We start from the raw sequence: 24,596 nt of genomic DNA, 5'->3' as shown, positions 1-24,596 counted from the left end.
TCTCCTCGGAATAAGGCGCGGTCCTCGCGCTATGGTGTGGTGGCCTTGGTTGCGATCGCATGCAGCGCCGCCGTCATCGCGTTGACGGCGGCCTTGGCCGGCTCGCCGACGCCGTGACGGTCGGCGAGATAGGCCGGATCGTTGTAGGACAGCCAGGTCGCGCCTTGCTCGTCCTGCCAGACCAGCGCCTTCAGCGGCAGGTCGATGCCGACAGTCTGCGCCTGTTGCATCAACGGCGTGCCGCCCTTGGGGTTGCCGAAGATGAGGAGATCAGTCGGCCGCAGCTTCAGGTCGACGGCGGCCGCACCCGCGGCGTGATCGACACGGGCAAACACGGTAAGGCCCTTGGCCTTCACCTCGGCCTCGAGCCGCTGCATCGTGTCCGCAGGTCCGAAGGCGCTCTTGATGGTGATGAGTCCGTCCGTGGCCATGGCTTGCGCCTCCCATAAACATGTCGCTGCAATCAAAACGATGATCCTGACCAGTGGCGAGAGTCTCATGATTGCGATCTCATTTTTTGTGGAACAACCGCGCCGGATCGAATTCCGGCTCCGGAATGAAGCCGTCGCGATTGGGCATTTTGATGTTCGGCAAGGATTCCCTGTCGACCTTGCCGTCAGCGGCAACGATGCCGTTGAGGCTCAAGATGTAGGCGGTGACGGCGTAGGTCTCGTCGGTGCTGAGCGAGCCCGGCGTCGGATACGGCATGGCGCGATGAATGTAGTCGAACAAGGTCGTCGCATAGGGCCAGAAGCTGCCGACGGTCTTGACCGGCATGTTCGAGGCGAGCGTGCCCTGTCCGCCGGCAAGACGATCCTTGATGCCGCCCTGGCCGTTCTCGCCATGACAGGCCGCACAATTGTCCGCAAAAATCTGCTTGCCTTGCGCGACCGTGCCGCTGCCGTCAGGCAGGCCCTTGCCATCAGGTCCGACGTCGATGTCCCACAGCTTGATCTCGGCCGGCGTCGCCGGACGCCCGAAATCGAAGGCAGAAGCGGGTGAGGCGAGCAGGGCGATCGCGAGCACGCCTGCAAGTCTCTTGCTATGCGAGGACATTGCGAACCCTCCCGGCCTCGTCGATGCTCCAGGTTTGCTGGGCGTTGTAGTGAAACAGCGCGTTGCTCCCCATCGCGGCAATGAAGGTCTGCCGGTCCGGCTGCACGTTGCCTTGCTCATCAGTCGAGCGGCTCACGATCCTGGTCGGCTTGCCGTCCCAGGCCCAATCCATCTGGAAACGGACCTGCGCCTTGGACAGTACCGGCTGGCTCAATTGCGCCTGAGTCCAGGTCTTCGCGCCGTCGGTCGAGATCTCGACCTTGGCGATCTTGCCGTGGCCGCTCCAGGCGAGACTGGAGATGCGGTTGTAGCCCGGCTGGATCTGCATCATGCCCGAGGGCTGGGTGATGACGGAGTTGGTGTCCATTCGCAGCTGAAACTGCCGTGCCCTGCCGTCTGCCAGCAGCTGCGTGTAGCGCGCCGTCTCCCAGCGCGTCATCCAGGGCGCGTTGCCGAACTTGAGGCGGCGCAGCCATTTGATGTTGAGGTTGCCCTCGAACCCCGGCATCACCAGCCGCATCGGAAAGCCGTGCGCGGGCCGCAACGGCTCGCCGTTCTGCCCATAGGCGACGAAAGCCTCGTTCACGATCTCGTCGATGAGGGGAATGCTGCGGTCGACGCCCGCGCCATCACCGCCTTCCGCCAGCATCCAGGTCGAGGCCTTGTCCTTGGCGACGAGGTCGATCAGGAATTTGAGCGGCACGCCGGTCCATTCATTGGTGCTGACCAGGCCGTGCGTGTTCTGGACCGTCAGATCAGGGTCCGCCTTTTTCCAGTTCTCCCAGCCATTGCCGGTGCACTCGATGAAGACCACGCGCGAGACCGACGGCATTCGCTTGAGATCGTCGACGCTGAAAACCAGCGGCTTCGAGACCATGCCATGGATCAGCAACCGGTGCTGCGCGGGATCGATATCGGGCACGCCAGAATGGCTGCGCTCGTAATGCAGATCGGTCGGCGTGATGTTGCCCACCAGCTTCTGATGCGGCGTCTTGGAATTGATGGCATCGCTGGGGTCGATGTTGCGCTTGCCCGGTGTTGACTCCGGGATGCGATCGATCTTGGCGAAACGGGATCGCTCACTGTGAGCGCTGAGATCGGCGCCAGGCCCGCGATCCGGGACGTCGGCGAGCGTCTCGGCACCGGCCGCCTCGGTCGCGACCGCGCCCAAAATGCCCGCAGACAGACCTCCGACAAAACCTCGCCGCGACACGCTCGCGGGTCGCGGCAATACATCAACTGGTGTCTTGGACGTCATACGATCTCCCGTTGGCAATCGTGTCTTTTGAAAAATCCCGAGCCCTTTGATGTCGAGATATTGAATGAACGCTGCGACGATTGCTCGTTAGGTTGTGTTAGAACGAGTGAGCATTGGCGTACTCACTCGCAGCTTCGTTCACGCGTCCCGGAAGGCCTCGTGCGCACGGGTGGAATAAACCAGCGCGGCGCCGGCGTTGACCGAGATCGCGGTGCTGAGCGCCTCGGCAAGCTCGCCTTCGCTCGCGCCGTGCTTCTTCGCTTCGGCTGCATGGACGGTGATACATCCGTCGCAACGCAGGCTGATGGCGACGGCAAGCGCGATCAGCTCGCGCGTCTTGGCATCGAGGTGAGCGGTCTTGGCGCCTGCGCCGCTCATGGTCGCGTAGCCCTTGACCGTATCCGGCGACAGCTTTCCGATTTCGCCGACGCCGGCGACGACTTGGCGCCGGTAGTTGTTCCAGTCGAGCATAGCCATGTTAACCTCCATCGGGTGTCCTAGCTTCCAATGTGTTTGTGCTTGCCGCGCCGGGACATGGCCGAGCGGCTCGAACACATGTCCGGGCGGATCAAGGAGTGCGAATGTCGGAAGCTGAAGCAGCCGAACTGTTGAATGCGATGGTGCCGCTGTTCAGAATCCGTCCCGTGATCGATGATTCCTGCAGGTTCGGTGGCAGCTGGGAGTCGCTGCACGCACCGAACGGCAAGGGATGGGCGCAATTCCACATGGTGACGCGCGGCGCCTGCGTGGTCGAGAGGCCGGGCCTGGGCCCGCAAAGGCTGGAGGCCGGCGACATTCTCCTGCTGCCGCACGGAGACAGTCATCTGGTGCGGAGCGAGGTGGGGGGTGTCGCCGGGCGGGTCTCGACCGACGTCCGAAACGGTGTCCGCCAGCGCGCCACGGTCGATGCTGCGGTCGATACCGAGCTCCTCTGCGGCCGCTTCCTGTTCGAAACCTCGGACGAGAATCCCCTGATTGCGGCCCTTCCCGACGAGATCATCCTGCGCACGGCAGGGGAGCCGTTGCTGGAAAGGTTTCGGCGCCTGTTGCTCGATATCCGCGAAGAGCTGGATGTCGGGCGGGCCGGATCAGAGATGGTCGCGGCCGATCTCGCCCGGGCCCTGTTCGTCATGATGCTCCGCGACCATCTGACGGCGCAGGCGTCCGGGAACGGGACGCTTTCGCTATTGCAGGACCGCACGACGGCGCGCGTCGTGCTGGCGATCCTTGGCGATCTGGCCCGCGACTGGACCCTCGACGAGATGGCGGAAGTCGCCATCGCCTCGCGCGCAACGCTGGTGCGTGCCTTTCAGAAGCGCGCAGGCTTCGCGCCGATGACGTTCTTGTCCGATCTGAGATTGGCGGTCGCGCGCAAGCGGCTGGCCGGCACCTCCGATCCGATCGCGAAGATCGCGGACGAGGTCGGGTACGCCTCCGAAAGTGCCTTGAGCAAAGCCATCATGCGCAGATACGGCATGCGACCCGGCGCGCTGAGAATGGCGGAGCCGGGTGCTCGCGCGGCGGCCGTCAACTCCGATACCAGCTCGCCAGATTCCACGTCGTGACGTCCCATCCCGAGATGTCGGTCATGAGGCTGTTGACGGCGCCGCCGACGATGTAGCGCGACAGCAGCGGCAGGAAGATGTTGGCCTCGCAGAAGATCTCGTTGACCTTGATCAGCAGCGCGGCGCGCTTGACCGGGTCGAGCTCCTGCTGCGCGGCCTTGTAGGCCTTGTCGGCTTCGGGATTGGACCAGCGCGAGACGTTGCGGCCGAGCCATTTGTTGTCCTTGTTGGCGATCTCCCAGGAGACGCACTGGTTCAGGAAGCGTTCCGGATCAGGCTGCGGCATCGTCGTGTTGTACATCTCCATGTCGCAATAGAATTTGGAGTAGGTGTCGGGGTTGCCGACGTCCGACGAGAAGAACACCGATGCGGTGACCGATTTGAGCTCGATCTCGATGCCGGCCTTCTGGCAGGCCTGCTTGATGATCGCCTGCGTCTTCTGGCGTGGGGCGTTGATCGAGGTCTGGAACACGTATTTGAGCTTCTTGCCGTCCTTCTCGCGGATGCCGTCCGTGCCCATCTTCCAGCCGGCCTCGTCGAGGAGCTTGTTGGCCTTGTCGATGTTGAATTCGTAGGTCAGCTTGCGCGACTTGAACTGCGGGGGCTGGTTGACGAAGCTCGCGGTTGCGACGGCGCCGCGGCCGTAGATGAATTTCTGGATCCCGTCGCGATCGATCAGCAGGTTGAGCGCCCGTCGCACCGCCGGATCGGACAGCGTCGGGTGTCTGGTCCTGGCGCCGGAACGTTCGCCGTCGACCTCGCTCCACGGGTCCGTCGTGTTGAGGATGATGAACTCAACGCCGCCGGAGGTCGTGAACTCGACCTTGCCTTTGCCGCCGGCTTCCATGCGCTTGAGGATCTCGTCCTCCACCAGCAGGTTCCAGGCATAGTCGTATTCGCCGGTCTGCAGCACGGCGCGCGCCGCGGAGACCGCGTCGCCGCCGCCCTTGATCTCGAACGTGTCGAAATAGGGCTGGTTCTTGACGTGATAGTCGGGATTGCGCTCGGCCCGGACCAGATCGCCCGGCTTGAACTCGACGAACTTGTAGGGGCCGGTGCCGACCGGCTTCAGATTGCCCGGTGCGTCGCGCGATTTTGCGCCGGCATAGTCGCCGAAGTGGTGCTTCGGCAGGATCTGGCCGGTCGCGCCGACGAAGGGGTCGGCCCAGAACGGGGTCGGGGCCCTAAAGGTCACCTTGACGGCGTGGTCGTCGATCTTCTCGACGATGATGTTCTGATAGGACCCCGTCGTGTAGGCCGCAGTGGCGAGATCTGCGGCGTAGGTCCAGGTGAAGACGACGTCGTCGGCGGTGAAGGGCTTGCCGTCGTGCCACCGCACACCCTGCTTCAGCTTCCAGATCACGGTGGCGCCGTCGGCGGAGAGGCCGCCATTCGCCTTGGTCGGGACTTCGGCGGCGAGGCAGGGGATGAGGTTGCCCTCCTTGTCCCAGCCGGCGAGCGGCTCGAAAAAGACGCGCGAGGCGACCTGGTCCTTGGTGCCGAGCGCGAAATGCGGGTTGAGCAAGGTCGGGGCCTGCCAGACCAGCATCTTGAGCGGACCACCGCCGCCGGCCTTGGTCGGCTTGTAGGCCAGCGTGGCGTCCGCCATCGCCACGTCGTTCCAGAGCAGGATCTGGCTCGCGACCGGAGCTGCGATCCCGACCGCAGCCATGGTCTGGATGAACGAGCGCCGCGACAGCGTGCCTTGCTTCACCTCCGCGATGAAGTTGCGGATGTCGTTTTCGTCCATCAGATGACCTCCAAGTGCCACAAGCACAGTCGTCACCGGCGCCCCATCATGTTGCATCCGGGGCGAGGCGGCAATGACGACGAGGCGGTTCGGACATCGGTAATCCGTTGCCCTCCGCGCACGCGTCTCATTATATTGGCTCTGCAATTGCGACCGGAGCCGCCTGCTCGGCGCTTCCAGCGATGAGGGCCACGCGATGGACGATACGATCGGCTTCCCCGACCCCGGTCTGGATTTGTCGGATGGCTTCAAGCCGCACACCTCGCATTGGGGCGTGTTTTCCGCGCGCAACAGCGCAGCCGGGCTCGAGGTCAGAGCCTATGGCGGCGATCCCGATCCGAACGGCATCATCGACAATTTCCCCGGTGCCTTGCGTCACCAGGCGCGCATCGCCCAGCCTGCGATCCGCCGCGGCTGGCTCGAGCGCGGGCCCGGTCCCGATAACAGGCGCGGCCGCGACGAATTCGTCTCCGTCAGCTGGGAGAAGGCGCTCGACCTGCTCGGCGACGAGCTTATGCGCATCCGCGACACGCGCGGCCCCGGCGCCGTGTTCGGCGGCTCCTATGGCTGGTCGAGCGCGGGCCGCCTGCATCACGCGCAGAGCCAGTTGCATCGCTTCCTCAACATGGCGATGGGCGGCTATGTCCGCTCGGTGAACTCCTATTCCTCGGGCGCGTCCTCGGTGCTGCTGCCGCAGATCATGGCGGGCTACGAGGACATCACCAAGCGCAACGTCACCTGGGAGCAGATCGCGGCCGAGACCGAGATCGTGCTCGCGTTCGGCGGCATGGCGCTGAAGAACTCGATGGTGGCCGGCGGCTCGATCAGCAAGCACGTCGAGCGCGGCGCGATGGAAGCGGCCCGCAAGCGCGGCTGCGAGTTCATCCTGATGAGCCCGTTGCGCGACGACCTGCCAGTGGAAGCCGGCGCGGAATGGATGACCTGCATCCCCGGTACCGACACCGCGCTGATGCTCGGCATCGTCCACACCCTGGTCAGCGAAGATCTGCACGACCAGGCCTTCCTCGATCGCTACACCGAAGGCTGGCCGGTGTTCTTGCGCTATCTCACCGGGGCGAGCGACGGGCAGGCCAAGGATGCCGCCTGGGCCGCGGCGATCTGCGGCGTCGACGCGAACATCATACGGACGCTGGCGCGGCGCCTTGCCGGCAAGCGCGCGCTGATCACCGTCTCGCATTCGCTGCAGCGCGCCGAACATGGCGAGCAGCCGGTGTGGATGGGCATGGTGCTCGCGGCAGCGCTCGGACAGATCGGTCTTCCCGGCGGCGGCTACGCCTATTCGCTGGGCGCGATCGGTTATTACGGCCGCCGCGTCAACGACGTGCCGGGGCCGACGCTGGGGCAGGGGCGCAACGGCGTTCGTGATTTCATTCCGGTGGCGCGCATCGCCGACATGCTGCTCAATCCCGGCAGCACCTATCGCTACAATGGCGAGACGCGCACCTATCCGGATATCCGCCTAGTCTATTGGGCCGGGGGCAATCCGTTCCACCATCACCAGGACATCAACCGCCTGCGCAAGGCGTTTGCGAAGGTCGATACGCTCGTGGTGCACGAGCTCGCCTGGACCGCAACCGCGCGCCACGCCGACATCGTGCTGCCCTCGACCATGACGCTCGAGCGCGAGGATATCGGCTATTCCACCAACGATCCCTTGATGGTCGCGATGCACCGCATCGCCGAGCCGTTTGGGCTTGCGCGTGACGACTACGAGATCTTTGCCGACCTCGCCGACCGCCTCGGCGCCCGCGAGCCGTTCACGGAGGGCCGCACTTCGCGGCAATGGCTGGAGCATCTCTACGAGCCGACCCGCGCCTCGCTCGCCAAGCGCGGGCTCGAAGCCCCGAGCTTCGAGGAATTCTGGCAACGCGGCAGCCTGGTCGTGCCGCAACAGCCCGACGATGGCGGGCGGCTGCGCAGTTTTCGCGAGGACCCGATCGCGCATCCCCTGCCGACGCCGAGCGGACGCATCGAGATTTACTCCGCGAAGATCGCCGGACATGGCGATGCGGATTGTCCGGGCCATCCGGTCTGGCTCGAGAAGAGCGACATGCCGAAGCCGGGGGCGCCGTGCTTCCTCGTCGCCAACCAGCCGGTGACGCGGCTGCACAGCCAGCTCGATTTCGGCGGCCATTCGCTTGGCGCCAAACATCGCGGCCGCGAGGTCGCGCGCATGAACCCGCGCGATGCGAATGCGCGCGGCATCAAGGATGGCGACATTATCCGCCTGTTCAACGAACGCGGTGCCTGCCTCGCCGCGGTGCACATCACCGACGGTATCGCGCCCGGCGTCGTGCAGCTGCCGACCGGCGCATGGTACGATCCGATGGATCCCGAGGACGACGCGCCGCTCTGTGTCCACGGCAATCCCAACGTGCTCACCCGCGACATCGGCACCTCATCCTTCGCGCAGGGCTGCACCGGCCAGCTCACGACTGTGGAGGTGGAGAAGTTCACCGGCAACCTGCCGCCGATCCGGGCGTTCGATCCGGTGTAGCGTCAGCGTTCGTCCGCAATGGCAACCGCAGTCTTCACCGCGTTCTCCAGGATCTCATCGGACAATCGCCGGTCGTTGACCGCCCGCGACAATTGCAGCGCGCCGACCATGATGGCGTACATCGCGATCGCCTTGCGCCGACGGTCCTTCGCGGTGCCCAGTCTGATCTGCTCCGCCATCAGCGCGATGATATCGGTGACCTTGCCGGTGAAGGCGTCGCGTGTCGCCTTCGGATGCCGTGCGATCTCGGCGACTAGCGCGGCGGTCGGGCAGCCAGAGCCGGCGTGGTCGCGATGCCGAGTCGAAAGATAGTCGCGGATCGTGGTCTCGAGCGCGACGCCGTTTTCCAGATTGGCCTTGTGCCGCTCTTCGCGCCGGGTGAGCGCATCGGTCAGCACCTCCCGCACCAGATCCTCCTTGGAGGCGAAGTGCGTGTAGAAGGCGCCATTGGTGAGGCCCGCCTCCGACATGATGCCGGAGAGGCCGACCCCGGCTATTCCGCTTTCGCGGAACTGCGCTGAGGCGACATCGAGAATGTGCCGGCGGGTCTCGTCCTTGTGTCCCTTGTCGTAGCGCGGCATGGCGTCCTCCTGCAAACCGGACAGCCCTGGGCCGCAAAATCGCGACGGCCGGCCCATTGCATTATGATCATAATAGTACATTATGGTCATAATGCAAATGGGGGCTCTCGAAAGAGAGTGCCTTCAGGGAAAGACAGGGTCGTACGCATGTCAGTCGAGGATGCCGACGCGCCGGCTCTGTCCGCCACGCAAATCGTGGCCCGCACCGCAGCACCCCTTCGCCAGGCGGCGATATCCGCGCCGACCCCCGCCGATCAACGGCGCGCCGCGCTTCTGACGGCGCCGATCCTGCCGACGCTGCTCAAGCTCGCGCTGCCGACCGTCACCGTCCTGGTGGCGCAGACCGCGGTCAATATCGCGGAGGCCTATTATGTCGGCTATCTCGGCACCGATGCGCTGGCCGGTGCTGCGCTGGTGTTTCCGATCTTCATGCTGATGACCATGATGTCGAACGGCGGATTCGGCTCCGGCGTCGCTTCGTCGGTGGCGCGTGCGGTCGGCGCCGGCCGCCGCGACGATGCGGATGCGGCACTGTTCCACGCCATCGTGCTTGCGATCATCGCGGGCGCGCTGTTCACGCTGGGGGTGCGCCTCGGCGGCGCGGCGCTGTTCCGCGCGCTTGGCGGCCGCGACGGCGCGCTCGACGCGGCCATCACCTATTCGAGTTATCTGTTTGCAGGCGCGATTCCCGTCTGGATCGTCAACCTCCAGGCCGCCGCGTTGCGCGGCTCCGGCAACGTCAAGGTCCCCGCGCTGGTGACGTTGATCGGCGCGATCGTGACGATCCCGGTCTCGCCGCTGCTGATCTTCGGTTTCGGACCCGTCCCAAGTCTCGGCATCGGCGGCGCCGGCATTGCCTTCGGCCTCTATTACGGCGCGGCGATGCTGTTCCTGCTGCGCTACATGTCCTCGGGCGCATCCGGCCTGCGGCTGCACATCGTGCCGCTGCGCGCAAAGATTTTCGGCGACATGCTGAAGGTCGGCATCCCCACTGCGTTCAACGCCGTGCTGACCAACCTCACCGTCATTCTCGTCACCGGCGCGGTCGGCCTGTTCGGCACCTCCGCGCTCGCCGGCTACGGCATCGCCTCACGGCTCGACTACATCATGATCCCGCTGCTGTTCGGCATCAGCACGGCGACGCTGACCATGGTCGGCGTCAACATGGGCGCAGGGCAGACCGCGCGAGCGCAAAGGATCGGCTGGGTCAGTGGCGCCGTCGGCCTGATCATGACCGGCTCGATCGGCCTCCTGGTCGCGATCTTTCCGACGGCCTGGCTGCATCTTTTCAGCCACGACGCGGAAGTGGTGAGCGAAGGCGTGATTTACTTGCGCATCGTCGCGCCGGCCTATGCGGCGCTGGGCTTCGGCTTCGTGACGTCCTTCGCCGCGCAAGGCACGGGCCGGGCGATGGGCCCGCTGGCGTCCGCGGTTGCGCGCATCCTGATCGCGGCCGGCGGCGGCTGGATTGCGGTTGCGTATTTCGGCGCGGGAATGACCGGGCTGGCCGCCATGGTCACGGTGTCGCTTGCCGCCTACGCCGTGATCTGCGTTCTGATCATGGTCTCGCCGTCGACCTGGCGCGCGGGTAGCGCGTAATGAGGTTGGGCTAGACCTCACGCTAGTCGCGGCAGGCGTTCGTTTCCCGTTTGAAGTCCGTTGGAGAAGCGTTACCCGCCGCCGGCGGCAAATATGGATTCCCATTTCATTGATTTCGCCTGGCGGAGAAGCGAATACGGTTCCAGTCATTGCCGCCGAGTTATGGAGACCCATCGATGTCGTTTCGCCCCGCCCTGATCCTCGCGACCGCGCTCGCCGCATGGTCGGCCGCAGCTGGAGCCGAGACCATCAAGATCGGCGTGACGCCGGGCCCGCATGCGCAGATCTTCGAGGCCGTGAAGCCGGTTGCCGCCAAGCAGGGGCTCGACATCCAGCTCATCGAATTCTCCGACTATGTGGTGCCGAACGCCGCGCTCGATGCCGGCGACATCCAGGCCAATTCGTTCCAGAACCAGCCTTATCTCGACAATCAGAGAGCCGATCGCGGCTACAAGATCGAGTCGGTCGGCTTGACCGTGAATTTCCCGATCGGCGTCTATTCGAAGAAGCATAAGTCCTTCGCCGACATTCCAGATGGCGGCAAGATCTCGATCCCCAACGATCCGACCAATGGCGGCCGCGTGCTGCTTCTGCTGCGCGACAAGGGGGTGATCAAGCTGAAGGACGGCACGGGCTTCAAGCCGAGCGTGCTCGACGTCACCGAGAATCCCAAGAAGCTGAAGTTTATCGAGGTCGATGCGGCGCAGGCGCCGCGCGCGCTCGACGACGTCGACGCAGCCGCGATCAACACCAATTATGCAACCCAGGCGGGCCTCGATCCCGTCAAGGATCCGATCCTGCGCGAGGACCCGAAGGGCCCCTATGTCAACCTGATCGCGGTGCGCAGCGCCGACAAGGACAAGCCCTGGGTCAAGATCCTGGTCGACAGCTATCAAACGGCGGAGGTGAAGGAGTTCATCCTCGCCAAGTTCAAGGGCGCGGTGCTGCCGAGCTGGTAGGCAATCTGCCTAGCCAAGGTCCAGCGCAGGAGGCCGATCCCGGCGGGCAGCCTTGCGCATTGCCCGCTTGTCTCGGGCTCCGGCAACCGACATCATCGGGGCGTGGCCATCCTCGCCCGACAGGGGTCGTATGAAACGCTTTGCAAACTTGAAACGATTGGGGTTCTTCACACGGCTGCTCGATGAAGCCCCGCCGGCGGAACGATATCGCTTCGCCGCCGAGCAGATCGTGCGGGCCGAGAAGGCCGGTCTCGATTCCGCGTGGATCGCGCAGCACCATTTTCACGAGCGCGAGGGCGGCCTGCCGTCGCCCTTCACCTTCCTTGGCTATGTCGCAGCCCAAACCTCGCGCATTCGCCTCGGCACTGGCATCGTCACCTTGCCGCTGGAGAGCGCGGTGCGGGTGGCGGAGGACGCCGCTGTGCTTGATCTGCTCTGCAATGGCCGCTTCGAGCTCGGCGTCGGCACCGGCGGCAATCCGTCCGCCTTCGCCGCTTTCGGCCTCGACGGCACCCAGCGCAACGAGATCTTTGCGCGCAATCTCGAGGTGGTCCGCAAGGCGCTGACCGGCAAGCAGCTCGACGGCGGCGACACGCTCTATCCACAGCGGCCGCAATTGGACAAGCGCATCTGGCAGGCAACGTTCTCGGTGGCGGGCGGCGCGCGCGCCGGCAAGGCCGGCGACGGCCTGCTGCTCTCGCGCACCCAGCCGCGGGCCAAGGACGCGCCAAACGCCACGCTCGCCGAGATCCAGAACCCGATCGTCGATGCCTATCTCGAAGCGCTGCCACTGGGCTGCGAGCCGCGCATCATGGCATCGCGCAGCGTGTTTGTCGCCGACGATCATCGCGAGGCGATGCGGCTGGCCGATATTGGGCTGCGTCGCGCTCTGCCGCAGTTCATGAAGGGCGGTCACCTTCCCCCCGGCGAGACGCTGGAGGAGATGATCACGGCGTTCGACACCCATGTCGGCGGCGCCGACGAGGTCATTGCCTCGCTGCGCACGGATGCGACGCTGGAGCGCGTGACAGATCTGGTGTTCCAGGTTCACTCGGTCGATGCGCCGCACCCCTACGTCCTGCGCTCGATCGAGCTCGTGGCCGACAAGGTCGCGCCGGCGCTGGGCTGGATCAGCACAGCGCCCGAAGTGGCGCTGGCGGGCTAGTCGGAATTTTATGGATTGCACGAGGCCTTATGATGAGCACGCCTGACATCATCGACACGCTCGCCGGGATCAAGCCAGGATCGGCCCTGGACGCCATCCGCGCACGGCGCCTGCAGGCGCGTGACAACGCGCAAAAGAGCTATCTCTCTTTGTTCGAGCCGATCGACGCCGGCGACTTTTCGCTGCTCGAACGCGCCGCGGTCGCGGCCTTCGTGACCGGGCTCCATGGCGAGTCTCCCGTTGCGACCTTCTATCGCGAGAAGCTTGCGGCGACCACGGGTGGCGCGGCCCTGCTTGAAGCGATCGAGGCCGAGATCACGCGGGGCAAGACCTCGGGGCCGTATGGCTCGTTTCCGGCTGGTCCGCTGTCAGTCGAGAACACGGCTGGCCTTATTTATCGCGTGAGTGCGGCGAGCAAGTCGGCACTCGGCACCAGGCTCGTCGCGGCCCTCGAGCATGCGCATCTCCTGGTGTTCCGGCCGCGCGATGCGGCGTCCACCGACATGAAGGCGCTGCTTGCCGCGGGGTGGTCGAACACCGGCATCGTCACCTTCTCACAACTCGTCGCGTTCCTGTCGTTTCAGGTGCGGGTCGTCAGCGGCTTGCGCACGCTCGCCGCAGCGAACGCATAAGAGGAGGCTGCATCATGAGCGCCACCGTCAACCCGCCCGTCGTCTTCACTCAGGTCGAGCTCGGCTGGGTCTCCTGGATCGAGCCGCTGCACGAGGCCGAGCTCACCGAGCGGCATTTCGCCGGTCTGGTCGATCGCGCTCGCGCCAAATCGGAATATTTCCGCCTGCTCGTGCGCGATCCCGAGGTGCTGGAAGCCCGCACCAAGACCGACAAGGACATCTTCTACAACGTCGCCGACGGCCTGCCGCGCGCCGAGCGCGAGCTCGCCGCGGCTGCGACTTCGCGCTACAACGGCTGCATCTATTGCGCCTCGGTGCATGCGCGCTTTGCCAGTACCTATTCCAAGCGGCGTGAGGACGTGCAGAAGCTGCTCGACGAAGGCGTCAACGCCGATCTCGGCGAGCGCTGGAACGCGGTGGTCAAGGCCTCGGTGGCGCTGGCGTCGACGCCGATCGCGTTCGGCCCTGACAATATCGCCGAGCTGCGCGGTGCAGGCCTCGACGACGCGGAGATCGTCGACGTCATCAACGGCGCGTCGTTCTTCAACTGGGCGAACCGGCTGATGCTGTCGCTCGGTGAGCCCTCGAAATAGGCAATCTCACCGGCATAAGAATTGCTGCTTGTTTGTAACACCTGACTGGATGGAGCCGTGCATGAGCAACATCAATCGCCGAACCCTGGTCAAGGGCTCGCTGGCCGCCGCAATTGCGGGAACAACATTTTCGCGCGCGACCCTCGCGGACAACGCCGAGCCGATCCTGCTCGGCGTCAGCGGTCCCCTCACGGGGCCGAACGCGCAATATGGCACGCAGTGGAAGCAGGGCTTTGATCTCGCGCTCGACGAGATCACGGCCGGCGGCGGCATCAACGGCCGCAAGCTCGCCTACAGCTTCGAGGACAGCCAGAGCGACCCGCGCCAGTCGGTCGCGATCGCGCAGAAATTCGTCTCCGATCCCCGCATCGTCCTGGAGCTCGGCGATTTCTCGAGCCCGGCGTCGATGGCGGCATCGCCGATCTATCAGCGCGGCGGTCTCGTGCAGTTCGGTTTCACCAATTCGCATCCTGATTTTACCAAGGGCGGCGACTTCATGTGGAGCACCTCGGTGAGCCAGGCCGACGAGCAGCCGCTGCTGGCGGCCTATGCCGTGAAGAAGCTTGGCTTGAAGAAGCTTGCTGTGCTGCATCTCAACACCGATTGGGGCCGCACCAGCCGCGATTACTTCAACAATGCCGCCAAGGAATATGGCGCGGAGATCGTCGTCACCGAAGGCTATATCGCCGAGGAGCGCGACTTCCGCTCCACGCTGGTGCGCGTGCGTGACGCCAATCCGGACGGGCTGGTCCTGATCTCCTACTATTCCGATGGTGCGCTGATCGCGCGGCAGGCGAGGCAGGTCGGGCTGAAGCAGGTGATCTGCGCCGCGAGCTCGGTCTACTCGCCGAAATTCCTCGAACTCGGCGGCGACGCCGTCGAGGACGTCCATGTCGGCACGCGCTACTTCCCGGAGGATCCGCGGCCCGAGGTGCAGAAATTCATCGGCGGCTTCAAGAAGAAGTACAATGGGCTCGAGCCCGATGCCTTCAACGCCTACGCCTACGACGCCATGAACATGGCGGCCGCCGTGGTGAAGATCGGCGGCACCGACCGCAAGGCGATCCGCGACGCCTTTACCAAAGTGAAGGACGTTCCAAGCGTCATCTTCGGCACCGCGACGTTCGACGTTGCCAGCCGCCGCGTCAAGGGTGCGATGAATGCCGAGCTTGTCGTGCGCAAGGGCCAGTTCGCGCTTTGGGACGGCAAGCCGACCTGACATGATGGCCGGAGCGCTCACTCCGGCCTTTCTCCCTTGATTAGGAACCCTGCGTGTCTTCCTGGCTCGACTACACCATCAACGGGCTGATTGTCGGTAACGTCTACGCCCTCGTTGCGGTCGGGCTCGCGCTGATCTTCGGCGTCAGCCGGCTGATCAACTTTGCGCAAGGCTCGATCTACCTGGTCGGCGCCTATATCGGCTGGGTCGCGGTGGTGCAGCTGCACACGCCGCTGCCGCTCACCATCATCTTCGTTGCCGTGGTGGCGGCGCTGGTCGGGCTGATCATCGAGCGGTTCGGCCTTCGGCCGCTGCAGAACTCGGTGCGCATCGCGCCGCTGCTGGCGACGATCGGCATCAGCTTCGTGCTCGACCAACTGGTGATGCTGACCTTCTCGCCCAATCCGCGTGCGCTGCCGAGCCAGTTGCCGGATGTGCGCTTCCAGGTCGGCGGCGGCACGATCGGACCGCTTGATCTCCTCATCGCCGGTGTCGGCATCAGCAGCGCGCTGCTGCTGTTCGTGTTCCTGCGCTACAGCAAGCTCGGCTGGGCGGTGCGCGCGGCCTCGCAGGATCGCGATGCCGCGATGCAGATGGGCGTCGACGTCAACCGCGTCAATCAGGCGGTGTTCGGCATTGCGGCCGCGCTTGGCGGCGTCTCCGGCCTGCTGGTCGGCATGTACTACAACCAGATTGACACCGCGATGAGCCTGCAGGCGACGCTCAAGGGCGTCGTCGCGGAGGTCGTCGGCGGCGCCGGCAACGTGCCGGGTGCCGTGGTCGGCAGCCTGCTGCTCGGATTGGTCGAAAGCTACGGCGTCGCCGTGTTCGGCACCAGCTATCGCAACCTGTTCGCCTTCCTGCTTCTGGTCGTCGTGCTGGTGCTGCGGCCGAATGGCCTGTTCGCAAGCGCGCGACAGGCGCCGCCCGAGCCGCTCACCGGCACCTTCATCGCGCCGAGCCGGCCGGTGCGCATTCCGCGCTGGGCCTTGCTGGTCGCGGTCGCGGTGTTTGCGATCCTGCCGCTGCTTCCGGTGTCCTTCTACGTGCTCCAAACCCTGATCAACGCCTGGCTGCTCGGCATGCTCGCGCTCAGCCTCACGCTGGTGGCCGGCACAATCGGGCAGGTCTCGCTCGGGCACGCCGCGCTGCTTGCGATCGGAGCTTACACCTCCGCGCTGCTGTCATTAACACTCGCCGTTCCCGTCGGTCTCGCCATCATCGCCGGCGGCCTGATGAGCGCCGCGCTCGGCACGATCCTGATCTCGCCGTCGTTCCGCCTGCGCGGGCACTACGTCTCGATCGCGACGCTTGCCATCGGCGAGATCGTGTCGCTGGTGATCTTGAATTGGGAGAGCGTGACGCGTGGGCCGATCGGCATCTCCGGCATCCCGCCGCTGTCGCTGTTCGGCTACGATCTGATCAGCCCCACGTCTGTGTACTGGTTCAGCTTTGCCGTGATGGTCGCGCTGGCGCTGCTGCAAGCGCGCTTGCTCTCATCGCATCTCGGCCGCAGCTTCCGTGCCATCCGCGACGACGACATCGCCGCGCGCGCCTATGGAATCAGCCTGAACCGCTACAAATCGCTCGCCTTCATCTTCGGCGGCTTCGCAGCCGGCGTCAGCGGCGCCATCGCCGCGCACCTCTATTCCTACATCAACCACGAAACCTTCAACACGCAGCAATCGATCCTCGCGCTGACGGTCGTGATCCTCGGCGGCCTCGGCAATGTCGTCGGCGCCGTCGTTGGAGCGGTCGCGCTGGTCGGCCTGCCGGAAATGTTCCGGATCGCCGCTGAATATCGCATCCTGATCTACGGCATCGTGCTGCTGCTGCTCGTGCGATTCAGGCCTCAGGGCCTGTTGGGGACGATCTGATGGCGGAGGCGAATTCATCGCTGTTGTCCCTGCGCGGGCTGACGCGCCGCTTCGGCGGCCTCACGGCCGTCGACGGTATCGATCTCGATCTCGCCAAGGGCGGGCTCGTCAGCATCATCGGCCCGAACGGCGCCGGAAAGACCACGCTGTTCAATCTCGTGACCGGGCTCGACCGGCCGGATGCAGGCGAGGTCCGGTTCGAGGGGCAGGACATCACCGGGCTTTCGCCGGAGCGACTAGCGGCGCAAGGCATCGCGCGCACCTTCCAGCTCGGCCGCGTCTTCGGCAATCTCAGCGTCATGGACAACGTCCTGATCGGCGCCCATACGCGCTTACGCGCCGTGAAGCCGGCCGTGCCGGTGATCGGCCCGCTCTTGGAATTGGGGCTGGCGCTGCTGCGGCCTGCCAGCGTCAAAGCCGAGGAAGAGCGGCTGCGCGAAGAGGTCAAAGCCATTCTCGCCCGCTTCGGCGAGCGGCTGCTGCCGCGAATCGACCAGCCCGCCTATAGCCTCTCTTACGCCAACCGCCGCCGTGTCGAGATTGCCCGTGCGCTGGCGCTGAAGCCGCGCCTCTTGCTGCTGGACGAGCCGACCGCCGGCATGAACCCAAGCGAGACCGCGGAGATGCAGGGCCTCGTCGCCAAGCTGAAGGCGGAGGGGCTGACCATCCTTCTGATCGAGCACAAGCTGGAGATGGTGATGCGGGTCTCCGACCGCGTCATCGTCATGGACGAAGGCAAGAAGATCGCGGAAGGGCCGGGCGATGAGGTGCGCAACGATCCCAAGGTGATCGAGGCCTATCTCGGCCACGGCCTGTCGGGGACCGCAGAGCAGGAGAGCGCGGCATGACGACACCAGATGCTCTTCTCGTGCTGTCGAACGTCAACACGTTCTACGGCCAGGCCCAGGTGCATTTCGACCTGTCCATCAATGTCGGTCGCGGCCACATCGTCTGCCTGCTCGGCGGCAATGCCAGCGGCAAGTCGACGACGATGAAGATCATCCTTGGTCTCGTAAAACCGCGCTCGGGCGAGGTAAAGTTCGATGGCGCCTCGCTGATCGGGCTCACCACCCCGCAGATCGTTCGCCGCGGCATTGCCTCGGTGCCGGAGGCACGGCGGTTGTTCGCCGACATGAGCGTCCGCGAGAACATTTTGATGGGCGCTTTCGTCCGCAACGACCGCGAGGCGATCGCGCAGGACTTCGACAAGATGCTCTCGCTGTTCCCAAAGCTGGGCCAGCGGCTGTCGCAGCGCGCCGGCTCCTTGTCCGGCGGCGAGCAGCAGATGGTCGCGATGGCACGCGCGCTGATGAGCCGTCCCAGGATGATCGTGATGGACGAGCCGACCATGGGCCTGTCGCCGCTCTACGTCGATCGCGTGCTGGACCTGATCCGCACCATCAACCAGGAGGGCGTCTCGGTCTTCATGGTCGAGCAGAACGCCAGCCTCGCGCTCGAGATCGCGCACGAGGCCTATGTGCTCCAGACCGGCAGGATCGTGCTGTCGGGGTCGGCGCGGACGCTGAAAGACGATCCCCGCGTCCGTGACGCCTATCTCGGCGGCTCCGAGGCGGCGTAACGGCCTTATGGTTCGAGACGCCCGCGCGCGCGGGCTCCTCACCATGAGGGTTTGGTGTCTTGCCGCGAAACAAAACCTCATCCTGAGGAGCCCGCAAAGCGGGCGTCTCGAAGGATGGCCGCAAGCACTGCTGCAAAACCGTGCCGCCCTTCAGGGATTGCACTGGTCAGTGTGATGATTCCGTGAAAAGGTCATACCGTTGTGTTGACGCAATGGGTGTGCGGCGGAATGCGTGTCGTGACGAGATGGTCTGGACGGGCGGGCGAGCCCAAAATGGTGCTGCTGTTCGGCGGGCTCGTCGCCGCCAACATCGCCGCATGGGCCTGGGCGTTCGCGCTGTTTTCCGGCCGCCCGACTGTCATGGCGACGGCGCTGCTCGCCTGGGTGTTCGGCCTGCGTCACGCTGTCGATGCCGACCACATCGCTGCCATCGACAACGTGGTGCGCAAGCTGATGCAGGCGGGCGACACGCCGCGCAGCGTCGGCCTGTATTTCGCGCTCGGCCATTCCAGCGTGGTCGTGGTCGCGACCATGCTGCTTGCGCTCGGCGTGGTCAGCCTCGGCGGCGACAGCCTGCTCAAGGATATTGGCAGCCTGATCGGCACCTCGGTGTCGGCGCTGTTCCTGCTGGTGATCGCCGCCATCAACCTTGCTATCTTCGCCGGCCTGTGGCGAACGTTTCGCGCGGCGCGCGAGCAGGGCGTTCATGACGCGCCCGGGCTCGACGCGCTGCTTGCCCATCGCGGCTTTTTCGCGCGCCTGCTCGGCCCGATGTTCCGCCTGGTGACAAAACCCTGGCACATGTTTCCGCTCGGCTTGCTGTTCGGGCTCGGCTTCGACACCGCGACCGAAATCGGCCTGCTCAGCATCTCCGCCACCGAAGCGGCGCGCGGTGCCTCGCTCGCCGATATCCTGGTCTTCCCCGCGCTGTTCGCTTCAGGCATGGCGTTGGTCGACACTGCCGACTCCGCGCTGATGGTGAGCGCCTATCGCTGGGCCTTCGTCGATCCCATGCGCAAGCTCTGGTACAACCTCACCATCACCGGCGCCTCCGTCGCGGTTGCGCTGTTCATCGGCGGCATCGAGGCGCTTGGCCTGATCGCAGATCGGCTGGGTCTGTCCGGCGGCGTGTGGGCGCTGGTCGATGCGCTCAACGAGTCGCTTGCGAATGTCGGCTTCGCGGTGATCGCGCTGTTTGTGATTGCCTGGCTTGTCTCGGTCGTGCTCTACCGCCGCATGTTTGCGGATGAGGCGCGCCGTTTGCCGGACGCGACCGAGGCGGCGTAAGTGACGAGGCGCCCCTGAATCCACCGGGTCTAGAGCGAAGCCGCACTCGCTATCTGCTTCGCCGCCAAATCGTCGCCATTGGGATCGCCCGGCGCGGTCGCCCAGGCCAATTCCACCAGCGTCACGAACCTGCGTCCGCCGCCGTCGAGCTGGACCACGATCAGGCCCTGCTCCTCCATATAGCCGAGCAGGCGCTGCGCCCGGCGCAGCGAATGCGAGCCATAGGCGCGCGCGATCGCGGCGTCGCCGGGACAGGGCCAGCCCTCCTTGGCGGCGCGCGCGATCATCATGAACACGCCCTGCATGTCGTCGGGCAGGATCGAGGCGCGCAGCGTCACTTCCTGCCAGGCATCGTCATCGGCGATCTCGGTGCCGAGGCCTGCGCGCGCGTGCGTCAGCATGCGGCGGAATTCGCCGAGGTCGGGGACGGAAGCGCCGAGCCCTTCGATGCGGCAGCGGACCACGAATTCCTGATAGAGCACGCCGATGGCGCGGAAGCCGGCATCGGGCGCGGCCAGCACCGCGCGCAACGTACGATCCACGCGCTCGCGCCGCTCCGCGAGCTCCTCGGCACTGACCGGGACCTCGACCACCTCGAAGCTGACCTCGGGAGCTGCCGCCTTTGCCGCACGGAGCTGCTCGAGCAGGTCCGGCGCCGGCCGGCGCTGCGGCCTGCTGGCATCGGGCGGCGGTGCGGCCAGGATCACGGCGCGCGCATCCTCCAGTGTCGCTTCGGGCATCGGCATCAGCCGTGGCGGCGAATTGCGCGGGGAGGTCGTGGTCGGCCCGATGTTCAGACGCAGCGGACGGCGCGACAGCGCAGGTCCGAGCGCCATGAACTGCCCGCGTTCGAGATCGCGAAAGGCTTCAGCCTGCCGCCGCTCCATGCCGAGCAGATCGGCGGCGCGCGCCATGTCGATGTCGAGGAAGGTCCGGCCCATCAAAAAATTCGAGGCTTCGGCCGCGACATTCTTGGCGAGCTTCGCCAGCCGCTGGGTCGCGATGATGCCGGCGAGCCCGCGCTTGCGGCCGCGGCACATCAGATTGGTCATGGCGCCGAGCGAGAGTTTTCGCGCCTCGTCCGACACTTCGCCGGCGACCGCCGGTGCAAACAGCTGCGCCTCGTCGACCACCACCAGCATCGGGTACCAGTGGTCGCGCTCCACGTCGAACAGGCCGCCGAGGAAGGCGGCCGCGCGCCGCATCTGGTTCTCGGCATCGAGCCCTTCGAGATTGAGCACGGTGGAGACCCGATGCAGCCGGGCGCGTTCGCCCGCCACCTGAAGGCCGCGCTCGGTGTGATCCTCGGCCTCGATCACCAGATGGCCGAAGCGCTCGGCCAGCGTGACGAAATCGCCTTCGGGGTCGATGATGGCCTGCTGCACCCAGGGTGCGCTCTGCTCGAGCAGGCGCCGCAACAGATGCGACTTGCCGGAGCCGGAATTGCCCTGCACCAGGAGACGGGTCGCCAGGAGTTCCTCGAGGTCCATGGCCGCCCCGGCGCCCGCCGTGGTCAGCCCCATCTCGATCGCAACCGTCATGTCCCGACTCAAGTCCCCGTCATTCGCGGACGGGGCTTATCAATCGAAGCGGGATGCGTCGAGCGAAACAGGACGAATCATGCCGCGTTGCCCACGGCGGATTTCGGCTCCCGGGAGAGCACGGCATAAGCCGTCAACCCATCGCGCAGGGAAGGCCGAGTGATTGGCATCACCTGTATGCTGCTGTGCGGTCTCCTTGCGCTACATTTTCGCGCAGCGGACCGCGGGTGCGAGGTCAGCACCCGGCCTTCCCTGCGCCCCTCTTGGACAAGAGGGTGGCGAGATCAAGCAAAGCTCGGGCGAGATGAGCCGCGAGGCTGCGAAGGTGTGTCTGCGATCCCAATGCGAACGGAAGGGCGAAGCTGTTGCCTCACGCTCAGACATCGTAGGGTGGGCAAAGCGAAGCGTGCCCACCACAATGCGCACCGTGACCGGAATGGTGGGCACGGCGCCTTGCGCCTTTGCCCACCCTACGGCACCGCGTCCCATCGCTCGCTCGTGCCCCGGACGCAGCGCAGCGCCCTTGCGGTGCGCTGCAGAGCCGGGACACGAGAGCGGGCGACGCCGCGCGCGGCTGCTTCAACTCTGGCTGGCTACGCGCGCACGATCGAGATGCTCCTCGATCTTGGGGCGGTCACGGGTGCGCTCGAAGCTGGTGCAGAGCAGCTCCGTTTCCTCGAGCGAGACGGGCGCGCGATACAGCCGGCACATGAACTCGGCGGTGGCGCGTCCCTTGCCGGTGCCGGGGCTGCGCTCGGCCAGGAACATGCAATCGCGGCAGATGCTGGCATCGAGCCGCTGATGGGCTGCATCGAGGTGATTGAGAACCTCGCGCAGCGAATCGCGCAGCCTGATGCATTCCTCGCTGCCGAGCGAATTGACCGCATTGACAACGTGATTGATCGGATCGTGCTGGCTCAGGCATTTCTCGCCTTGCGCGGTGACGTGCAGAACGACAGAACGCTTGTCTTCCTGCGACGGTTTTCGCACCAGGAAGGACTTGCTCTCCAGCGTCTTCACGATCTGCGACGCGGTCGCCCTGGTCGCGCCGATGAAGCCGGCGAGCGCCGATGGTGTGCGCGAGAAACGATTGGCGCGGCCGAGAAAGCGCAGCGCCATCCATTCCCGATCGCGCAACCCGTGTTGATTGCCTTCGAAATACCAGGCTCTGGCCGCCTGAACCAGCAGCTCGACTGCTTCGCGTGCCAACGGCATAAAATTCCTACCTCGCCCCGGGAATCGCGTGTGCGGCGCCCCGAAGCCGCTTTCCACCATGGCGCACGAATGCCTCACGAGAGTCCTGATGCCCGCCAATGTCCGATACGTGCGTCGTGGCCGGCTTCAGCGCGAAGCCCTGGACTGCACGGCACACGACTTGGACTGACGAGCGTCGCAGGATTCCGCGCGAGAAACGCTGCCGCCGATGGCATGCCAACCGCAGAGTCGTCGAACGCAAGCCCGAGCTGCCGTCACTGCCGGACGATGGATCGGAGTTGTACAACCGAAGCCCCTGAGTTCAAGTCACACGCAGACGTTTCTTATGTGCCGCCGAAACGATGAATGAGCTTCTCAACAAAATCAAGTCAAGACACTCGTGGAGAACGGATGTCGTTGCAGACGAATGTATCGTTCGAGACAATCTCGCTCTTCAGGACACGTGATGGTGAACGCAATACGCAGTCTAGCCCGCTAGGTGCACGTAGTTCTACGCCCGTTTGATTGCACGGATATTGCTGTCCGTCGTTGATGCAAGTGATCGAAGCTTGTGCACGACAGGCGCCGCGCAACACGAAAATCATCCACAACTTCCGCGATCTGCTTCCGGAATCGCCAGCACGCCGTCAGTGGAACTCGTGAGGATTACACGTGGCGGTTGTTGTGGTGTTGTAGCTGGAGTATCATCGGCGTGTCGTATTCCACGACCATGCTGATCGTCTCGTCCAAATGGTTGAGATTCGCGCGGCGAACACTGTTGGCGAACAAACGCCTATGCAGTTTGTGCCACGACATGCGCGCATCGAGGGCAAGATGCGTGGACGCGGGTCGCGCGCCAGGCTGGCAGCCTGCGCCGCTAGTCGCCCTTGAGCATGTCCCTGAGCTCGCGGAACGGGTCGGCGCTCGGCGGAGCGGAAGCGTCTTGCCGCATGGCGTTGTAGATTCGCGGGACCATGTCGACCGCCTGGTCGAGCCCCGAATCACGTCCCGCCTGGTATCCGCCCATCAGGCGAAGGTCGCGGGTGTCCTCGTATTTGGCGATCAGGGTGCGCAATTTGCTCACCAATTCGCGCTCCTCGGGGTCCCAGACGTTGTGGGCGAGGCGGGACACCGAGGCCAGCACGTCGACGGCGGGATAGCGCGCCTGGTCCGCAATGTGCCTGGAGAGCACGATGTGCCCGTCCAACGTGCTGCGGATGGTGTCGGCGATCGGCTCGTTATGGTCGTCGCCGTCGACCAGCACGGAGAAGATGCCGGTGATGGTCCCGGATCCTTCCTCGCCGGGGCCGGCGCGCTCCAGCAGGCGCGGCAGGTCGGTGAAGACCGTCGGTGCATAACCGCGCGCCACCGCAGGCTCGCCGGCTGCAAGGGCGACCTCGCGGGCGGCGTGGGCGAAACGGGTGATCGAATCGACCACGAGCAGGACCGATTCGCCGCGGTCGCGGAAGTATTCGGCCACGGCCATTGCCGTCTTCGGCGCCAGCCGCCGCATCATCGGGCTTTCATCACCGGTCGATACGATGGTGACGGAGCGGTTGCGATCGTTGCCGAGCACGTCCTCGATGAATTCGCGCACCTCGCGGCCGCGCTCGCCGACCAGCGCCAGCACGACGGTATCAAAACCCTGGCTGCGGGCGAGCATCGCGAGCAGCGTCGACTTGCCGACGCCGGAGCCGGCAAAGATGCCGACGCGCTGGCCGGCGCAGATCGGCGCAAACAGATCGATGACGCGGACGCCGGTGCGCAGCGGCTTGTGGACGCGCGCCCGCTTCATCGCCGGCGGCGCGTCCGTCTCCGCCGAGACCGCACGCGATCCCGGGGTGAGCGGGCCCATTCCGTCCAGGGGCGCGCCGAGCGCATTGATGACGCGGCCCTTCCAGCTCGGATCCGGCGCGAACGACAAGGGCGGCATGCGGTAGGCGACCGAGCCGAGCCCGCCGGCGAAATGCCGGTCGAACGGCTTTGCGACGATGCCGTCGCTGTCGATCCGCACCACCTCGCCGATCTGGGGCTTGCCGCCGGAATTGACACCGATCAGCTCGCCGAGCCTGACGAAGCGCGACAGGCCGGAGACGCGGAAATGCGTCGGCGCGATCTCGGAGATCGCGCCGCTGATGCTTGCCAGCGGCGTACTCTGCTGAAGCTCGAGCAGCGCCCATTCAAGTTGACGAAGAGCGTTCAAGGAAACCGTCCACCCATATT

At 65.3% G+C, this 24,596-nt stretch carries 21 protein-coding genes; 12 read left to right on the top strand and 9 right to left on the bottom strand.

What is annotated here, in order from left to right; all coding sequences use genetic code 11:
* Nucleotides 1-29: 29 nt before the first annotated feature.
* The 4 genes from ACP2YP_RS32010 to ACP2YP_RS31995 all read right to left on the bottom strand — a co-directional run bounded on the left by ACP2YP_RS32010 (nucleotide 30) and on the right by ACP2YP_RS31995 (nucleotide 2,791).
* Nucleotides 30-500 carry a DUF302 domain-containing protein gene (locus ACP2YP_RS32010; RefSeq protein WP_426420195.1) on the bottom strand — a complete coding sequence of 157 codons (471 nt, stop codon included), beginning with the start codon at nucleotides 498-500 and terminating at the stop codon, nucleotides 30-32.
* A gap of 10 nt (nucleotides 501-510) precedes the next feature.
* Nucleotides 511-1,056: a c-type cytochrome gene (locus tag ACP2YP_RS32005; protein WP_426420194.1), complete on the bottom strand. Its 546-nt coding sequence runs from the start codon at nucleotides 1,054-1,056 to the stop codon at nucleotides 511-513.
* On the bottom strand, nucleotides 1,043-2,314 hold the full coding sequence (soxC, locus tag ACP2YP_RS32000; protein ID WP_426420193.1) for a sulfite dehydrogenase: 1,272 nt from the start codon (nucleotides 2,312-2,314) through the stop codon (nucleotides 1,043-1,045). Before soxC ends, ACP2YP_RS32005 begins: the two co-directional genes overlap by 14 nt.
* A 138-nt stretch (nucleotides 2,315-2,452) precedes the next feature.
* Nucleotides 2,453-2,791 (bottom strand): carboxymuconolactone decarboxylase family protein, encoded by a 339-nt coding sequence (locus ACP2YP_RS31995; protein ID WP_426420192.1) that lies wholly within the window; start codon nucleotides 2,789-2,791, stop codon nucleotides 2,453-2,455.
* Nucleotides 2,792-2,895: 104 nt separating this feature from the next.
* Between ACP2YP_RS31995 and ACP2YP_RS31990 the strand changes: the two genes are divergently transcribed.
* Nucleotides 2,896-3,879 (top strand): cupin domain-containing protein, encoded by a 984-nt coding sequence (locus ACP2YP_RS31990; protein ID WP_426420191.1) that lies wholly within the window; start codon nucleotides 2,896-2,898, stop codon nucleotides 3,877-3,879.
* Here ACP2YP_RS31990 and ACP2YP_RS31985 read toward each other — a convergent pair.
* Nucleotides 3,842-5,629, bottom strand: a complete 1,788-nt coding sequence (locus ACP2YP_RS31985; RefSeq protein WP_426420190.1) for a peptide ABC transporter substrate-binding protein — start codon at nucleotides 5,627-5,629, stop codon at nucleotides 3,842-3,844. The two genes, ACP2YP_RS31990 and ACP2YP_RS31985, sit on opposite strands and share 38 nt — an antisense overlap.
* Before the next feature lie 196 nt (nucleotides 5,630-5,825).
* Between ACP2YP_RS31985 and ACP2YP_RS31980 the strand changes: the two genes are divergently transcribed.
* Nucleotides 5,826-8,147, top strand: coding sequence for a molybdopterin guanine dinucleotide-containing S/N-oxide reductase (locus tag ACP2YP_RS31980; RefSeq protein WP_426420189.1), 2,322 nt, complete (start codon nucleotides 5,826-5,828; stop codon nucleotides 8,145-8,147).
* A 2-nt stretch (nucleotides 8,148-8,149) separates the two neighbouring features.
* Here ACP2YP_RS31980 and ACP2YP_RS31975 read toward each other — a convergent pair whose 3' ends face one another.
* A complete protein-coding gene (locus ACP2YP_RS31975) occupies nucleotides 8,150-8,728 on the bottom strand; it encodes a TetR/AcrR family transcriptional regulator (RefSeq protein WP_426420188.1) in 579 nt (192 codons plus the stop codon).
* A 147-nt stretch (nucleotides 8,729-8,875) separates the two neighbouring features.
* On the opposite strand from ACP2YP_RS31975, the gene ACP2YP_RS31970 reads away from it, so the two are divergent.
* From ACP2YP_RS31970 to ACP2YP_RS31925, 10 genes are all read left to right on the top strand, one after another.
* Nucleotides 8,876-10,327, top strand: coding sequence for an MATE family efflux transporter (locus ACP2YP_RS31970; protein WP_426420187.1), 1,452 nt, complete (start codon nucleotides 8,876-8,878; stop codon nucleotides 10,325-10,327).
* Nucleotides 10,328-10,503: 176 nt separating this feature from the next.
* Nucleotides 10,504-11,286: a MetQ/NlpA family ABC transporter substrate-binding protein gene (locus ACP2YP_RS31965; RefSeq protein WP_426420186.1), complete on the top strand. Its 783-nt coding sequence runs from the start codon at nucleotides 10,504-10,506 to the stop codon at nucleotides 11,284-11,286.
* Between the two features lie 130 nt (nucleotides 11,287-11,416).
* Entirely contained in the window at nucleotides 11,417-12,451 is a 1,035-nt protein-coding gene (locus ACP2YP_RS31960; RefSeq protein ID WP_426420185.1) for a putative FMN-dependent luciferase-like monooxygenase, read from the top strand.
* Nucleotides 12,452-12,483: 32 nt separating this feature from the next.
* Nucleotides 12,484-13,083, top strand: coding sequence for a CMD domain protein (locus ACP2YP_RS31955; protein ID WP_426420184.1), 600 nt, complete (start codon nucleotides 12,484-12,486; stop codon nucleotides 13,081-13,083).
* 14 nt (nucleotides 13,084-13,097) lie between these two features.
* Nucleotides 13,098-13,676 (top strand): alkylhydroperoxidase domain protein, encoded by a 579-nt coding sequence (locus tag ACP2YP_RS31950; RefSeq protein WP_426420183.1) that lies wholly within the window; start codon nucleotides 13,098-13,100, stop codon nucleotides 13,674-13,676.
* Between the two features lie 61 nt (nucleotides 13,677-13,737).
* Nucleotides 13,738-14,895, top strand: a complete 1,158-nt coding sequence (locus ACP2YP_RS31945; protein WP_426420182.1) for an ABC transporter substrate-binding protein — start codon at nucleotides 13,738-13,740, stop codon at nucleotides 14,893-14,895.
* Nucleotides 14,896-14,948: 53 nt separating this feature from the next.
* On the top strand, nucleotides 14,949-16,772 hold the full coding sequence (locus ACP2YP_RS31940) for an ABC transporter permease (RefSeq protein WP_426420181.1): 1,824 nt from the start codon (nucleotides 14,949-14,951) through the stop codon (nucleotides 16,770-16,772).
* Complete coding sequence (locus ACP2YP_RS31935) at nucleotides 16,772-17,620, top strand: ABC transporter ATP-binding protein (protein WP_426420180.1); 849 nt, start codon at nucleotides 16,772-16,774, stop codon at nucleotides 17,618-17,620. The genes ACP2YP_RS31940 and ACP2YP_RS31935 overlap by 1 nt, the downstream gene beginning before the upstream one ends.
* Entirely contained in the window at nucleotides 17,617-18,351 is a 735-nt protein-coding gene (locus ACP2YP_RS31930; protein ID WP_426420179.1) for an ABC transporter ATP-binding protein, read from the top strand. Before ACP2YP_RS31935 ends, ACP2YP_RS31930 begins: the two co-directional genes overlap by 4 nt.
* A 228-nt stretch (nucleotides 18,352-18,579) precedes the next feature.
* Nucleotides 18,580-19,638, top strand: coding sequence for a HoxN/HupN/NixA family nickel/cobalt transporter (locus ACP2YP_RS31925; RefSeq protein WP_426420178.1), 1,059 nt, complete (start codon nucleotides 18,580-18,582; stop codon nucleotides 19,636-19,638).
* Nucleotides 19,639-19,667: 29 nt separating this feature from the next.
* Here the strand turns inward: ACP2YP_RS31925 and ACP2YP_RS31920 are convergent, their stop codons facing one another.
* From ACP2YP_RS31920 to fliI, 3 genes are all read right to left on the bottom strand, one after another.
* Complete coding sequence (locus ACP2YP_RS31920; protein ID WP_426420177.1) at nucleotides 19,668-21,179, bottom strand: helicase HerA domain-containing protein; 1,512 nt, start codon at nucleotides 21,177-21,179, stop codon at nucleotides 19,668-19,670.
* Between the two features lie 579 nt (nucleotides 21,180-21,758).
* Nucleotides 21,759-22,394 (bottom strand): MarR family winged helix-turn-helix transcriptional regulator, encoded by a 636-nt coding sequence (locus ACP2YP_RS31915; protein WP_426420176.1) that lies wholly within the window; start codon nucleotides 22,392-22,394, stop codon nucleotides 21,759-21,761.
* An 856-nt stretch (nucleotides 22,395-23,250) separates the two neighbouring features.
* Nucleotides 23,251-24,576, bottom strand: coding sequence for a flagellar protein export ATPase FliI (fliI, locus tag ACP2YP_RS31910; protein WP_426420175.1), 1,326 nt, complete (start codon nucleotides 24,574-24,576; stop codon nucleotides 23,251-23,253).
* Nucleotides 24,577-24,596 lie beyond the last annotated feature (20 nt).

This window comes from Bradyrhizobium genosp. A (assembly GCF_049949275.1).
GTDB lineage: Bacteria > Pseudomonadota > Alphaproteobacteria > Rhizobiales > Xanthobacteraceae > Bradyrhizobium.
Note: the sequence above shows the minus strand (reverse complement) of the source record. Positions and strands in the feature narration are given on the sequence as shown.

Excerpts from the sequence above, each read along its gene's own strand:
- ACP2YP_RS32010 (WP_426420195.1), bottom strand. The coding sequence starts at position 500 with ATGAGACTCTCGCCACTGGTCAGGATCATCGTTTTGATTGCAGCGACA.
- ACP2YP_RS32005 (WP_426420194.1), bottom strand. The coding sequence starts at position 1,056 with ATGTCCTCGCATAGCAAGAGACTTGCAGGCGTGCTCGCGATCGCCCTG.
- soxC (WP_426420193.1), bottom strand. The coding sequence starts at position 2,314 with ATGACGTCCAAGACACCAGTTGATGTATTGCCGCGACCCGCGAGCGTG.
- ACP2YP_RS31995 (WP_426420192.1), bottom strand. The coding sequence starts at position 2,791 with ATGGCTATGCTCGACTGGAACAACTACCGGCGCCAAGTCGTCGCCGGC.
- ACP2YP_RS31990 (WP_426420191.1), top strand. The coding sequence starts at position 2,896 with ATGTCGGAAGCTGAAGCAGCCGAACTGTTGAATGCGATGGTGCCGCTG.
- ACP2YP_RS31985 (WP_426420190.1), bottom strand. The coding sequence starts at position 5,629 with ATGGACGAAAACGACATCCGCAACTTCATCGCGGAGGTGAAGCAAGGC.
- ACP2YP_RS31980 (WP_426420189.1), top strand. The coding sequence starts at position 5,826 with ATGGACGATACGATCGGCTTCCCCGACCCCGGTCTGGATTTGTCGGAT.
- ACP2YP_RS31975 (WP_426420188.1), bottom strand. The coding sequence starts at position 8,728 with ATGCCGCGCTACGACAAGGGACACAAGGACGAGACCCGCCGGCACATT.
- ACP2YP_RS31970 (WP_426420187.1), top strand. The coding sequence starts at position 8,876 with ATGTCAGTCGAGGATGCCGACGCGCCGGCTCTGTCCGCCACGCAAATC.
- ACP2YP_RS31965 (WP_426420186.1), top strand. The coding sequence starts at position 10,504 with ATGTCGTTTCGCCCCGCCCTGATCCTCGCGACCGCGCTCGCCGCATGG.
- ACP2YP_RS31960 (WP_426420185.1), top strand. The coding sequence starts at position 11,417 with ATGAAACGCTTTGCAAACTTGAAACGATTGGGGTTCTTCACACGGCTG.
- ACP2YP_RS31955 (WP_426420184.1), top strand. The coding sequence starts at position 12,484 with ATGAGCACGCCTGACATCATCGACACGCTCGCCGGGATCAAGCCAGGA.
- ACP2YP_RS31950 (WP_426420183.1), top strand. The coding sequence starts at position 13,098 with ATGAGCGCCACCGTCAACCCGCCCGTCGTCTTCACTCAGGTCGAGCTC.
- ACP2YP_RS31945 (WP_426420182.1), top strand. The coding sequence starts at position 13,738 with ATGAGCAACATCAATCGCCGAACCCTGGTCAAGGGCTCGCTGGCCGCC.
- ACP2YP_RS31935 (WP_426420180.1), top strand. The coding sequence starts at position 16,772 with ATGGCGGAGGCGAATTCATCGCTGTTGTCCCTGCGCGGGCTGACGCGC.
- ACP2YP_RS31930 (WP_426420179.1), top strand. The coding sequence starts at position 17,617 with ATGACGACACCAGATGCTCTTCTCGTGCTGTCGAACGTCAACACGTTC.
- ACP2YP_RS31925 (WP_426420178.1), top strand. The coding sequence starts at position 18,580 with ATGCGTGTCGTGACGAGATGGTCTGGACGGGCGGGCGAGCCCAAAATG.
- ACP2YP_RS31920 (WP_426420177.1), bottom strand. The coding sequence starts at position 21,179 with ATGACGGTTGCGATCGAGATGGGGCTGACCACGGCGGGCGCCGGGGCG.
- ACP2YP_RS31915 (WP_426420176.1), bottom strand. The coding sequence starts at position 22,394 with ATGCCGTTGGCACGCGAAGCAGTCGAGCTGCTGGTTCAGGCGGCCAGA.